Origin of the sequence: Bacillus sp. RC51 (assembly GCF_044908115.1) — a bacterium.
In the GTDB taxonomy this organism is placed as follows: Bacteria; Bacillota; Bacilli; order Bacillales; family Bacillaceae_G; genus Bacillus_A; species Bacillus_A mycoides.
Genome location: NZ_JBIYCW010000002.1, coordinates 98,337 through 111,748 on the forward strand (window position 1 = coordinate 98,337; position 13,412 = coordinate 111,748).

Below are 13,412 nucleotides of genomic sequence, written 5' to 3' on the forward strand. Positions count from 1 at the left end.
GAATCCTCCGGAGTGCGGAGGTTTTCTTTTTAGAAAGGTAGGAGTTATATTTGGTACAAGCTGCATATATTCATATTCCGTTTTGTCAGCATATTTGTCACTATTGTGATTTTAATAAAGTATTTATTGAACGCCAACCGGTTGATCGATACTTACAATATTTAGAGAAAGAAATAATAAATACGGTTCAAAAAGTACCGTTTGAAAGTATGAAAACGATTTTTGTTGGCGGAGGAACTCCGACGGCATTAAATATGGAACAGACAAAAAAACTACTCGACATCATTAACCGTCGTTTGCGTCCATTTGCGCCGAATTGTGAATTAACATTTGAAGCGAATCCAGGTGATTTACCGAAAGAGAAATTGAACGTATTGCTAGAAGGTGGAGTAAACCGAATTAGTTTTGGTGTGCAAACGTTTCGTGATGAGCTACTTGAGAAGATTGGACGCAGGCATACGAGAGAAGATGCATTCGTAGCAATTCGAGAAGCGCAGGAAGTCGGTTTTAAAAATATTAATGTAGATTTAATTTATGCTCTGCCAGGACAGACGATAGAAGATGTAAAGGAAACATTAGAAATTGCCTTTACGCTTGGTGTACAACATTTCTCGGCATATTCCTTAATTGTGGAACCGAAAACCGTATTTTATAACTTAATGAATAAAGGGAAATTAAGACTTCCAGGTGAAGACCATGAAGCGAAAATGTACGAAATGGTAATGGATGAAATGGAAAAACATGGTTATAACCAGTATGAGATTAGTAACTTCTCAAAAGGTAATAATGAAAGTAGACACAATCTCACATACTGGAATAATGAAGAGTATTATGGATTTGGAGCTGGAGCACATAGCTATGTGAACGGGGAACGAATTCAAAATGTAGGTCCGCTCAAGCAATATTTCACTAAAATTGATGAGACGGGATTTCCATATTTAGATGTTCACCCAGTGACAGAGAAAGAAAAAATGGAAGAAGAGTTGTTCTTAGGACTTCGAAAAACAAAAGGTGTTTCTAAGTTAGAATTCCAAAAGAAATTTAATGTGGAGATGGATCATGTTTTTGCAAAGCAGTTACAAAGTAATCAAGAACAAGGATTACTTGAAAACAGAGATGGACATGTTTGTTTAACGAGGAAAGGGAAACTATTAGGGAATGAAGTATTCCAGTCATTTTTGATTGATTAATTAAATGTGCCATAAGCGTGAAAAAGTTTCGTTATTTCGTGACGTTTCCGTTGACAATTGAATGTCAATTTTGGTAAGTTATTAATAGATTTAGCACTCGAAGACAAAGAGTGCTAACAGAGGTGATGATGAGATGCTTACGGAACGTCAGCTCTTAATTTTACAAACAATTGTTGATGACTTTATTGGATCAGCGCAACCAGTTGGTTCGAGGACGTTGGCTAAGAAAGATGAAATTACGTTTAGTTCAGCTACTATTCGAAATGAAATGGCTGATTTAGAAGAACTAGGATTTATTGAAAAAACGCATAGTTCTTCTGGGCGTGTTCCTTCTGAAAAAGGGTATCGCTTTTATGTAGACCATCTTTTAGCGCCGCAAAACTTACCGACCGATGAAATTGTACAAATTAAAGATTTATTTGCTGAAAGAATTTTTGAAGCAGAAAAAATTGCACAACAATCAGCTCAAATTTTATCAGAGCTTACGAATTATACGGCCATTGTTCTTGGTCCGAAATTGAGCACAAATAAACTTAAAAATGTACAAATTGTACCGCTTGATCGTCAAACAGCAGTCGCTATTATTGTAACAGATACAGGGCATGTGCAAAGTAAAACGATTACCGTTCCGGAATCTGTTGATTTATCAGATTTAGAAAAAATGGTTAATATTTTAAATGAGAAGCTATCTGGTATACCTATGGCAGAACTTCATAATAAAATCTTTAAAGAGATTGTTACAGTCTTGCGTGGGTATGTTCATAATTACGATAGCGCAATAAAAATGTTAGATGGTACATTTCAAGTTCCTTTATCGGAAAAGATATACTTTGGAGGGAAAGCAAATATGCTTTCGCAACCAGAGTTCCATGACATTCAAAAAGTAAGATCCTTGCTGACGATGATTGATAACGAAGCTGAGTTTTATGATATTTTGCGTCATAAACAAGTTGGTATTCAAGTGAAAATTGGTAGGGAAAATTCTTCAATAGCTATGGAAGATTGTAGTTTAATTTCTGCAACATATTCGATTGGAGAAGAGCAACTAGGAACAATTGCGATTTTAGGTCCGACGAGAATGCAATACTCTCGTGTAATTAGTTTGTTGCAGTTATTTACAAGACAATTTACAGACGGACTTAAAAAGTAAATGAGAGTAATACATTCGCTCAAGTGATGAGATTCTCATTGCTGTGTGTAATATATAATGCTTAGGTAATCGTGCTAAGCGTGATACCTAATACCTTTTAAGGAGGTGAAAATTGTGGAAGAGCGTAACGAACAAGTGGTAGAAGAAGTGAAAGAAGCGCAAGTTGAAGAAGCTGTCACGCCAGAAAACAGTGAAGAAGCTGTAGAAGAAAAAAGTGAGGCTGCTCTTTTACAAGAAAAAGTAGATGAGTTACAAGCGAAACTAACGGAAACGGAAGGTCGCACATTACGTCTACAAGCTGATTTTGAAAATCATAAGCGCCGTGTCCAAATGGATAAACAGGCTGCTGAAAAATATAGAGCACAAAGTTTAGTTTCAGATATTTTGCCAGCTCTTGATAATTTTGAAAGAGCGATGCAAGTGGAAACAACTGATGAGCAAATGAAATCCTTGTTACAAGGTATGGAAATGGTGCATCGTCAATTGCTAGAAGCGCTGACTAAAGAAGGTGTTGAAGCGATTGAATCTGTTGGTAAACAGTTTGATCCTAATGAGCACCAAGCTATTATGCAAGTCGAAGACAGTGAATTTGAATCAAACGCGGTTGTGGAGGAATTCCAAAAAGGTTATAAACTAAAAGACCGTGTGATTCGCCCATCAATGGTAAAAGTAAATCAATAATTTACATAAAAGTAGGAGGAATCGCCATGAGTAAAATTATCGGTATTGACTTAGGTACAACAAACTCTTGTGTAGCTGTTATGGAAGGTGGAGAACCAAAGGTTATCCCAAATCCAGAAGGAAACCGTACAACACCTTCTGTTGTAGCTTTCAAAAATGAAGAGCGTCAAGTTGGGGAAGTTGCGAAGCGTCAAGCAATTACAAACCCAAATACAATCATGTCTGTTAAACGTCATATGGGTACAGACTACAAAGTAGAAGTTGAAGGTAAAGATTTTACACCTCAAGAAATTTCTGCAATCATTTTACAAAACTTAAAAGCTTCTGCTGAAGCATACTTAGGTGAAACAGTAACGAAAGCTGTTATTACAGTACCTGCATACTTCAACGATGCAGAGCGTCAAGCAACGAAAGATGCTGGTCGTATCGCTGGTTTAGAAGTTGAGCGTATCATTAACGAACCAACAGCCGCAGCACTTGCTTACGGTTTAGAAAAACAAGATGAAGAGCAAAAAATCTTAGTATATGACTTAGGTGGCGGTACATTTGATGTATCTATCCTTGAGTTAGCAGACGGCACATTCGAAGTTATTTCAACTGCTGGTGACAACCGTCTTGGTGGAGATGACTTTGACCAAGTTATCATCGATCATTTAGTAGCTGAATTCAAAAAAGAAAATAGCATTGATTTAAGCCAAGATAAAATGGCACTTCAACGTCTGAAAGATGCAGCTGAAAAAGCGAAGAAAGATCTTTCTGGTGTAACACAAACACAAATTTCATTACCATTCATTAGTGCTGGAGCTGCTGGCCCATTACACTTAGAATTAACGTTAACAAGAGCTAAATTCGAAGAAATTTCAGCTGGTCTTGTTGAAAGAACATTAGAGCCAACTCGTCGTGCATTAAAAGACGCTGGTTTTGCTCCAAGCGAATTAGATAAAGTTATCCTTGTTGGTGGATCTACTCGTATCCCAGCTGTACAAGAAGCAATTAAACGTGAAACTGGTAAAGAGCCATACAAAGGTGTAAACCCAGATGAAGTTGTAGCATTAGGTGCTGCAGTTCAAGGTGGCGTACTTACTGGTGATGTAGAGGGCGTTCTATTATTAGACGTAACTCCACTTTCTTTAGGTATCGAAACTATGGGCGGTGTGTTCACGAAACTAATCGAGCGTAACACTACAATTCCGACAAGTAAGTCACAAGTATTCTCAACAGCTGCTGATAACCAACCAGCGGTAGACATTCACGTACTACAAGGTGAGCGTCCAATGTCAGCTGACAACAAAACGTTAGGTCGTTTCCAATTAACAGACCTTCCGCCAGCACCACGTGGAATTCCACAAATCGAAGTAACATTCGATATTGATGCGAACGGTATCGTTAACGTACGTGCAAAAGACTTAGGAACAAGCAAAGAGCAAACTATTACAATCCAATCTTCTTCAGGTCTTTCTGATGAAGAAGTAGATCGTATGGTACAAGAAGCTGAATCAAATGCTGATGCTGACCAAAAACGTAAGGAAGAAGTTGAACTTCGTAACGAAGCTGACCAACTTGTATTCCAAACAGACAAAGTTGTAAAAGATTTAGAAGGTAAAGTAGATGCAGCTGAAGTAGCGAAAGCAACGGAAGCGAAAGAAGCATTACAAGCGGCAATCGAGAAAAACGAACTTGAAGAAATCCGCGTGAAAAAAGATGCTCTTCAAGAAATCGTACAACAATTAACTGTTAAATTATACGAGCAAGCTCAAGCGGCTGCAGGGCAAGCAGAAGGTGCACAAGGAGCACAAGACGCTGGCGCAAAAAAAGATAATGTAGTAGACGCTGAGTTTGAAGAAGTAAAAGAAGACAAGTAATACAGTGAAATAAAATAAGTAAGATGACAAAAAGTCAAAGTCAAGCGTGCCTTGGCTTTGACTTTTTTCACGAATAAGAAGAAATGTGTGAGGATCTTAGTTTTTTTATTTTGCATACTGTAAGTGAGGAAACTTTGTTGCAAAGCACTTTCTTTCGGTGTTAAAATTACGTTTATGTGAAAGATTCGGGGGTTGCAAATTTATGAATAAACGAGACTATTATGAGGTCCTTGGACTTAGCCAGGGCGCTTCAAAAGATGAAATTAAAAAAGCGTATCGTCGTTTGGCTAAAAAGTACCATCCAGACGTAAGTAAAGAAGAAAATGCAATTGAAAAGTTTAAAGAAGTACAAGAAGCATACGAAGTATTGAGCGATGATCAAAAGCGTGCGCAGTATGATCAATTTGGTCACGCGGGTCCGAATCAAGGTTTCGGTGGCGGAGGAGACTTCGGCGGTGGCTTCGGTTTCGAAGATATCTTTAGTTCATTCTTTGGCGGTGGCGGCGGAAGACGTCGTGACCCGAATGCTCCACGTCAAGGTGCTGATTTACAATATCAAGTTACTTTAGAGTTTGAAGAAGCTATTTTTGGTAAAGAATTAAACGTTGAGATTCCAGTGGAGGATCCATGTGATACTTGTAAGGGTAGTGGAGCGAAACCAGGGACTTCAAAAGAAACATGTAAACATTGTTCAGGATCAGGGCAAGTAAGTGTAGAACAAAATACACCATTTGGGCGTATTGTAAACCGTCAAGCTTGTGGACATTGTTCAGGAACAGGTCAAATGATTAAAGAGAAATGTACGACATGCCATGGTTCTGGTAAAGTTCGTAAACGTAAAAAAATCAATGTTAAAATTCCAGCGGGTATCGATAATGGTCAACAAATTCGTGTATCTGGAAAAGGTGAAGCAGGCGTAAATGGCGGACCGGCAGGTGACTTATATGTTGTTGTTCATGTGAGAAATCATGAATTCTTTGAACGCGAAGGGGATCACATTATTTGCGAAATGCCAATAACATTTGCGCAAATGGCACTTGGTGCGGAAGTTGAAGTTCCTACCGTTCATGGCAAAGTGAAGCTGAAAATTCCAGCAGGAACACAAACAGGAACAGAATTCCGCTTAAAAGGAAAAGGTGCTCCGAACGTACGTGGATATGGTCAAGGAGATCAATATGTAGTCGTTCGTGTTGTTGTGCCGACGAAATTAACTTCACATCAAAAAGATTTATTGCGTGAATTTGCAGGGCAAGAAGAGCAGGATGATAGCTTATTCAGAAAGCTTAAACGTGCTTTCAAAGGGGAATAATGGAAATAAAAAATGGAGTTGGTAAATTGTGAAATGGTCAGAAATTAGTATTCATACAACAGAAGAAGCAGTAGAAGCTGTCTCTCATATTTTGCATGAAGCAGGCGCTAGCGGGGTTGCGATTGAGGACCCAGCGGAGTTGACGAAAGAGCGCAAGCAACAATACGGTGAGATTTATGCACTTAACCCAGATGAATATCCAAGTGAGGGTGTTTTGGTAAAAGCATATTTCCCACAAACGGATTCTTTACACGAAACAGTTGCAGGTGTAAAATCATCTATTGATGCACTACCATCTTTCGACATCGAAATTGGTAAAGGAACTATTACAATTAATGAAGTCGATGAGGAAGATTGGGCTACTGCTTGGAAGAAGTATTATCATCCAGTTCAAATTTCTGATACATTCACAATTGTGCCGACGTGGGAAGAGTATACACCGTCTTCTCCAAATGAAAAAATTATTGAATTAGATCCAGGTATGGCGTTTGGTACAGGGACACATCCCACAACGACGATGTGTATTCGTGCGTTAGAAAAAACGGTTCAGCCAGGTGATACTGTGATTGATGTGGGGACAGGTTCGGGGGTACTTAGTATTGCTGCGGCAAAATTAGGTGCGGCTTCTGTTCAAGCGTATGATTTAGACCCAGTTGCAGTTGAAAGTGCAGAAATGAATGTGCGCTTAAATAAAACAGATGACATTGTCAATGTTGGACAGAATAGTCTATTAGAAGGTATTGAAGGCCCAGTTGATTTAATCGTAGCAAATTTACTAGCGGAAATTATTCTTCTATTCCCTGAAGATGCAGCGAGAGTTGTGAAGCCAGGTGGATTATTTATTACATCTGGTATTATTGGGGCGAAAGAAAAAGTAATTTCTGAAGCGTTAGAAACAGCTGGATTTTCAATTGAAGAAGTACTTCGAATGGAAGATTGGGTAGCAATTATTGCACGAAATGCGTAATATAGATTTTAGTCTATAAAGAACAGGGGAGTCTCTCACCGTATAAGGTGAGGGACTTGCCGTTTGTTATATGAAAATGATAACGTTTCGTTCTTTTCGTAAGTATTGACTTACGAAAGGAACGAAACTCTACTAAGGTGATTATATGCAACGTTATTTTGTAGAAGAGAAATATGTAAATGAGACAAGTATTCGCATAATGGGTGATGATGTCCATCACATCGCAAGAGTGATGCGTATGTCAGCTGGTGACCACATTTATTGCTGTGTCAATGGTAAAACAGCAGAGTGTTCAATTGCTGAAATTACCAGTGAATTTGTGGATACCACTATTGTAGAATGGGTAGAGGCGTCAAGCGAACTTCCTGTGTTCGTGACGATTGCAAGTGGACTGCCGAAAGGAGACAAGCTAGAGTTAATTTTTCAAAAAGGAACTGAGCTTGGGGCAGCTGCATTTTTACCATTTCAAGCATCTCGATCTATTGTAAAGTGGGATGCGAAAAAAGCAGATAAAAAAGTTGAGCGTTTGAAAAAAATTGTAAAAGAAGCTGCGGAACAATCGCATAGAAGTGAAATTCCAGAAGTACACGTTCCCTCATCATTTAAACAACTGCTGTCGATGAGTAGCGAGTATGATGTTTGTCTTGTTGCGTATGAAGAAGAAGCGAAACAAGGTGAGAAATCTAATTTTGCGAAAGCTTTAGCGACGGTTAAACCAGGCCAAAAGCTGCTGATTGTATTTGGACCAGAAGGCGGCTTAGCGGAGGAAGAGATAACCGCACTTCGTGAACATAAATTTGTACCATGTAGTTTAGGACCAAGAATTTTAAGAACAGAAACGGCTCCGCTTTATGCGTTAAGTGCCGCTTCTTATCATTTTGAATTGATGGGGTGATAATCAATGGCAACTGTTGCGTTCCACACGTTAGGTTGTAAAGTAAACCACTATGAAACAGAAGCGATTTGGCAATTGTTTAAACAAGGTGGTTATGAAAGAACTGAATATGAAAAAAAATCTGATGTATACGTTATTAACACATGTACAGTAACGAATACTGGAGATAAAAAAAGCCGTCAAGTAATTAGACGTGCTGTACGTCAAAATCCAGATGCGGTAATTTGTGTAACTGGATGTTATGCACAAACATCTCCAGCGGAAATTATGGCGATTCCAGGTGTAGATATTGTTGTTGGTACGCAAGATCGTGAGAAGATGTTAGGATACATCGAAGAATTCCGTAAAGAGCGTCAACCAATTAATGCTGTCCGCAATATTATGAAAACACGTGTATATGAAGAGCTCGATGTACCATATTTCACGGACCGTACACGTGCATCTTTAAAAATACAAGAAGGTTGTAATAACTTCTGTACATTTTGCATCATTCCTTGGGCGCGTGGTTTAATGCGTTCTCGTGATGGAAAAGAAGTTATTAAACAAGCGCAGCAATTAGTAGATGCGGGCTATAAAGAAATCGTATTAACAGGTATTCATACAGGTGGGTACGGTGAAGATATAAAAGAGTATAACTTAGCTGGATTACTGCGCGATATGGAAGCGGAAGTAGGCGGATTGAAACGCCTTCGTATTTCTTCTATTGAGGCGAGTCAAATTTCTGATGAAGTAATTGAAGTGTTAGATAAATCAGAAGTAGTTGTACGTCACTTGCATATTCCATTACAGTCAGGATCTAATACTGTATTGAAACGTATGCGCCGTAAGTATACGATGGAATTTTTCCAAGAGCGTTTAGATCGTTTGAAAGAAGCGTTACCAGGTCTTGCGATTACATCAGACGTAATTGTTGGATTCCCAGGCGAAACAGAAGAGGAATTCATGGAAACGTACAATTTCATTAAAGAGAATCGTTTCTCTGAACTACACGTTTTCCCTTATTCGAAACGCACAGGTACTCCAGCAGCACGTATGGAAGATCAAGTTCCTGAAGACGTGAAGAACGATCGTGTTCACCGTCTAATTGAGCTATCAAATCAATTAGCGAAAGAGTATGCTTCTAGATTTGAAGGTGAAGTACTTGAAATCATTCCGGAAGAGACATTTAAAGATGGTGACCGTAAAGGTTTATATGTAGGTTATACAGATAACTACTTAAAAATTGTGTTTGAAGGATCTGAAGAATTGATTGGTAAGCTAGTAAAAGTGAAAATTACAAAAGCTGGTTATCCATATAACGAAGCGCAGTTTGTTCGTGTTCTTGAAGATGATGTAAAAAAAGAATCAGCAAGCGCATAAAGTGAAACTTTAATCAGTGGGGGGGTGTTCATCCCCGCTGATTATCAGCCTGACCCCCGCCTAAGTTCTTTGCTTTCGCTGAATTTTGAGGTGGGGGTCTTACTGTCCTGGCAAATAGCGGGATAAAAAAGCATGCAAACGGAAACGATTTGCATGCTTTCTTTTTTTTGTGGAGAAGTTAAGTACTGAAAAGGCAGGTACGTTGAATGAGTAGTTATTTAATGCTTTCTTGTATTAAAAAAGGTGTAATGATAAAAAATATAGTTGTCTTCAGGGGAAAAGGATAATAGCTATCTACATAGCTTTTGAACAGGTAAGGGCATCTATTCTTCTTTTATTCTGCCAAATAGTTGACCTGAAGTGATAAAATGTATTATAATCGTAAAAGACATGCTGAAGAAGGGTTTCTTTTTGCATGCTGAAATTAGTATGTAAGTGTGATGTTTCGGAGGGAGGGAAAGAGAATGTCAAAAACAGTCGTTCGTAAAAACGAGTCTTTGGAGGATGCACTTCGCCGTTTTAAAAGATCGGTTTCTAAAACTGGTACACTTGCTGAAGCAAGAAAGCGCGAGTTTTATGAAAAGCCAAGTGTAAAACGTAAGAAGAAATCTGAAGCGGCAAGAAAGCGTAAGTTCTAAGAGAGGGTGTAAGTTATGAGTCTTCTCGGTCGTTTAAACGATGATATGAAACAAGCGATGAAGAATAAACAAAAAGAAAAATTAACCGTTATTCGTATGGTTAAGGCTGCTTTACAAAATGAAGGTATTAAACTGCAACATACTCTTACTGAAGAAGAGGAATTAACAGTTTTAGCTCGTGAAGTAAAACAGTATAAGGACTCCCTCCTTGAATTTAAAAAAGCTGGTCGTGAAGACCTTGTTGATAAACTGCAAAGTGAAATTCAGATTTTAAGCGCATATTTGCCGGAGCAATTAACAGAAGAAGAACTAGCGGATATAATTAAGCAAGTTATTTCTGAAGTTGGTGCTACATCTAAAGCAGATATGGGTAAAGTGATGACTGCTGTTATGCCGAAAGTAAAAGGTAAAACAGACGGATCACTTGTGAATAAGCTGGTTATCCAGCTATTAGCATAAAAAAGCGTCTCATTTCGTATGAGACGTTTTTTTATGCTTTTTTCAGTTTGGACGTGATATTACAAGCTCTTTTTTCATACATATGGGATGAGAGGGGGTCTTTTGAGATGAAAAAAATAGAACAAATGAAGAATTGGTTAACGAAGCAAATAGACCTGCCAGTGGATGTGTTAATGGATCTACCTCGGATCACGCTTGTTGGGCAAGTACATATCTATATAGAAAATCATCGAGGATTATTAGTGTTCTCAGATAAAGAGGTAAGATTGCTATTGAAACATGGTCAATTATTAATTAAAGGTCAATCCTTTGTTATTAAAACAATCCTTCCAGAAGAACTGTTGCTTGAAGGGATTATTGAACAAGTGACGTTTTTAGAAAATGAAAAGAAAGAGGAGTGAGGAGAAACTTCCGTTTGTGAAGTTTTTCTTCGTTACCTTGTATTAACAGGCAGTAACGTTCTGGCCTCAATATTCGGTTCGTACAAAGAGGATAGGTGGGAATTGAGTTCCACGTAAAAAACTGGCTCGTGAAGGTTAATAATTAGTGAGGATCAAGGAATCTGCTAATTAAAATTTTAGTACGAGCTAGTTTGATAATCGAATTGAAAAGTAGTGTATCTACTTTTAGAAAGGTAGTGGAGATAGTCGATGAAAAATAAATGGTTTATAAAATGGCTTGGGTATGTAAAGGTGCGAATTGAAGGTAGAGGAGCGGAACGCTTTGTTAACGAGTGTGTGCGGAAGAAATTACTCGTTTGGGATGTAAAGAAGATAGCTGATGAAACGTTAGTTTTTTGTATGTTATTACGAGATGTGAAAAAGATAAAACCAATTTATAGAAAAAATGAATGTAAATTATATTTTATTGGACGTTACGGTTTTCCTTTTTGGAATAAGCGTGTAATTAAAAATAGTGGATTTTTAATTGGGTTTTTAATATTTTTTTTCGGAATGATCGCATTGTCAAATATGGTGTGGAAAATTGAAATTACAGGAGCAAAACCTGAAACAGAATATATATTGATGAAAGAATTGGACAAAATGGGTATAAAAAAAGGTAAATTACAATTCCAAATGCCGAGTGTAGAAGATGTTCAACGTCATTTGACAGACAATATTAATGCGATTACTTGGGCGGGATTAGAAATAAGAGGGACAACATATCATTTTAAGATTGTTGAAAAAAATGAGCCGAAAAAAGAAAGTGAACAACAGCCACAAAACTTAGTAGCAAAAAAAGAAGGGATTATTACAAAAACATTTGTGGAAGTTGGGAAGCCGGTTGTCATGAAAAATGACCATGTAGAAAAGGGGCAACTTCTCGTATCCGGGATGTATGGTAATGAGGAGAATCCGACAGTTGTTTCGGCTAAAGGGATTGTATATGGAGAAACGTGGTATAAATCTGAGGTGGATGTTCCGTTAAAGACACAATTTCAAGTGTATACTGGTAATTCATACAATGAATATTTCCTTAAATTTGGGAGTACTAAAATAAAAATATGGGGATTTCTACAGGATAAGTATAAGCGCTCTCGTACTGAAAGTGTAAAACATGATGTGAAATTATTTGGATTTACATTACCAATTGCATACGAGAAAGATATTGTACGAGAAGAGGAAGAAGCGAACCGAGAATATACCGAAAAACAAGCAATGAAAGTAGCGAAAGAGATGGCAGAAAAAGAACTGAAGAAAAAATTGGATGAACATGCTATGATTGTAAGTGATAACATTTTGAGTAAAGAGGTTGAGGCGGATCACCTAAAGGTCACATTACATTATACAGTGATTGAAAATATTGCAGAGCCACAACCAATATCTGAATCCGATATTCAAGGAGACTGAGTAATGGCAGAACAATTAGTAGAAATGAACCAACAATTGGAAAACCCCAACGAAGCAATCGCTCTTTTTGGGGTAAATGATGCTCATTTAAAAGTAATTGAACGAGAACTTAGTGTATCGATTGTGACTAGAGGAGAATCTGTTCGTGTATCTGGGGCAGATGAAACTGTGGTGCTCGTAGAAAAAATCTTACAACAGTTACTTGTTGTTATCCGTAAAGGTGTATCAATTTCGGAAAGAGATGTTGCGTATGCGATTCAGCTTGGGCAACAAGGGAAAATTGCTCAATTCGAAGAATTATATGAAGAGGAAATTTTTAAAACGGCAAAAGGTAAATCCATTCGTGTGAAAACGATGGGGCAAAGACGATATATTCATGCAATGAAAAAGAATGATATTGTATTTGGGATAGGACCTGCTGGGACAGGAAAAACATACTTAGCCGTAGTAATGGCTGTGAGAGCTTTAAAGCAAGGGTATGTAAAGAAAATTATTTTAACAAGACCTGCTGTAGAAGCTGGAGAGAGCTTAGGGTTTTTACCAGGTGATTTGAAAGAAAAAGTAGATCCGTATTTACGTCCACTATATGATGCGTTACATGATATTCTTGGACAAGAATATACACAACGTATGATGGAACGTGGTGTAATTGAAATTGCACCTCTTGCTTATATGAGAGGGCGTACTCTTGATGATTCATTTGTTATATTAGATGAGGCGCAAAATACAACTGGTGTTCAAATAAAAATGTTTTTAACACGATTAGGTTTTAGTTCTAAAATGGTTATTACGGGGGATCCCTCACAGGTAGACTTGCCAAAAGGGGTAAAGTCAGGTCTTTCTATTGCTGCTAATATTTTATCTGCTGTATCAGGTCTTTCGTTCATTACATTGGAACAAACGGACGTTGTGAGACACCCGTTAGTGCAACGTATTATTGAGGCATATGATAAAATGGAATGATCCTATTTGTCAGGATCATTTCTTTTTGTATGATAAGGTTGGCGAATGACATATTTTTTACTATCATTAAAGACGAGGGAAATAAACTA

General features: G+C 37.8%; 13 protein-coding genes. All 13 read left to right on the forward strand.

Annotated elements, in window-relative coordinates:
• Nucleotides 1–50: 50 nt before the first annotated feature.
• The 13 genes from hemW to ABH959_RS05240 all read left to right on the forward strand — a co-directional run bounded on the left by hemW (nt 51) and on the right by ABH959_RS05240 (nt 13,323).
• Nucleotides 51–1,190, forward strand: a complete 1,140-nt coding sequence (hemW, locus tag ABH959_RS05180) for a radical SAM family heme chaperone HemW (RefSeq protein ID WP_113935598.1) — start codon at nt 51–53, stop codon at nt 1,188–1,190.
• Between the two features lie 133 nt (nt 1,191–1,323).
• The gene (gene hrcA / locus ABH959_RS05185; protein WP_002067157.1) at nt 1,324–2,340 is read left to right on the forward strand and encodes a heat-inducible transcriptional repressor HrcA; all 1,017 of its coding nucleotides are present in this window, start codon (nt 1,324–1,326) and stop codon (nt 2,338–2,340) included.
• 114 nt (nt 2,341–2,454) lie between these two features.
• Nucleotides 2,455–3,021: a nucleotide exchange factor GrpE gene (gene grpE / locus ABH959_RS05190; protein ID WP_113935597.1), complete on the forward strand. Its 567-nt coding sequence runs from the start codon at nt 2,455–2,457 to the stop codon at nt 3,019–3,021.
• Nucleotides 3,022–3,047: 26 nt separating this feature from the next.
• Complete coding sequence (dnaK, locus tag ABH959_RS05195; RefSeq protein ID WP_002015198.1) at nt 3,048–4,883, forward strand: chaperone protein DnaK; 1,836 nt, start codon at nt 3,048–3,050, stop codon at nt 4,881–4,883.
• A 202-nt stretch (nt 4,884–5,085) separates the two neighbouring features.
• Nucleotides 5,086–6,192 carry a chaperone protein DnaJ gene (dnaJ, locus tag ABH959_RS05200; RefSeq protein WP_002015197.1) on the forward strand — a complete coding sequence of 369 codons (1,107 nt, stop codon included), beginning with the start codon at nt 5,086–5,088 and terminating at the stop codon, nt 6,190–6,192.
• A 28-nt stretch (nt 6,193–6,220) separates the two neighbouring features.
• Nucleotides 6,221–7,159 carry a 50S ribosomal protein L11 methyltransferase gene (gene prmA, locus ABH959_RS05205; RefSeq protein ID WP_002138379.1) on the forward strand — a complete coding sequence of 313 codons (939 nt, stop codon included), beginning with the start codon at nt 6,221–6,223 and terminating at the stop codon, nt 7,157–7,159.
• A 145-nt stretch (nt 7,160–7,304) separates the two neighbouring features.
• Nucleotides 7,305–8,054, forward strand: coding sequence for a 16S rRNA (uracil(1498)-N(3))-methyltransferase (locus tag ABH959_RS05210; protein WP_113935596.1), 750 nt, complete (start codon nt 7,305–7,307; stop codon nt 8,052–8,054).
• A gap of 6 nt (nt 8,055–8,060) precedes the next feature.
• Entirely contained in the window at nt 8,061–9,413 is a 1,353-nt protein-coding gene (mtaB, locus tag ABH959_RS05215) for a tRNA (N(6)-L-threonylcarbamoyladenosine(37)-C(2))-methylthiotransferase MtaB (protein WP_002138376.1), read from the forward strand.
• Nucleotides 9,414–9,877: 464 nt separating this feature from the next.
• Nucleotides 9,878–10,051 (forward strand): 30S ribosomal protein S21, encoded by a 174-nt coding sequence (rpsU, locus tag ABH959_RS05220; RefSeq protein WP_000048061.1) that lies wholly within the window; start codon nt 9,878–9,880, stop codon nt 10,049–10,051.
• Nucleotides 10,052–10,066: 15 nt separating this feature from the next.
• Nucleotides 10,067–10,510: a GatB/YqeY domain-containing protein gene (locus ABH959_RS05225; RefSeq protein ID WP_000054578.1), complete on the forward strand. Its 444-nt coding sequence runs from the start codon at nt 10,067–10,069 to the stop codon at nt 10,508–10,510.
• A gap of 107 nt (nt 10,511–10,617) precedes the next feature.
• Nucleotides 10,618–10,911, forward strand: a complete 294-nt coding sequence (yqfC, locus tag ABH959_RS05230) for a sporulation protein YqfC (RefSeq protein ID WP_002067170.1) — start codon at nt 10,618–10,620, stop codon at nt 10,909–10,911.
• Between the two features lie 249 nt (nt 10,912–11,160).
• Nucleotides 11,161–12,360 (forward strand): sporulation protein YqfD, encoded by a 1,200-nt coding sequence (gene yqfD / locus ABH959_RS05235; RefSeq protein ID WP_002015190.1) that lies wholly within the window; start codon nt 11,161–11,163, stop codon nt 12,358–12,360.
• Nucleotides 12,361–12,363: 3 nt separating this feature from the next.
• Complete coding sequence (locus ABH959_RS05240) at nt 12,364–13,323, forward strand: PhoH family protein (protein ID WP_404492346.1); 960 nt, start codon at nt 12,364–12,366, stop codon at nt 13,321–13,323.
• Nucleotides 13,324–13,412 lie beyond the last annotated feature (89 nt).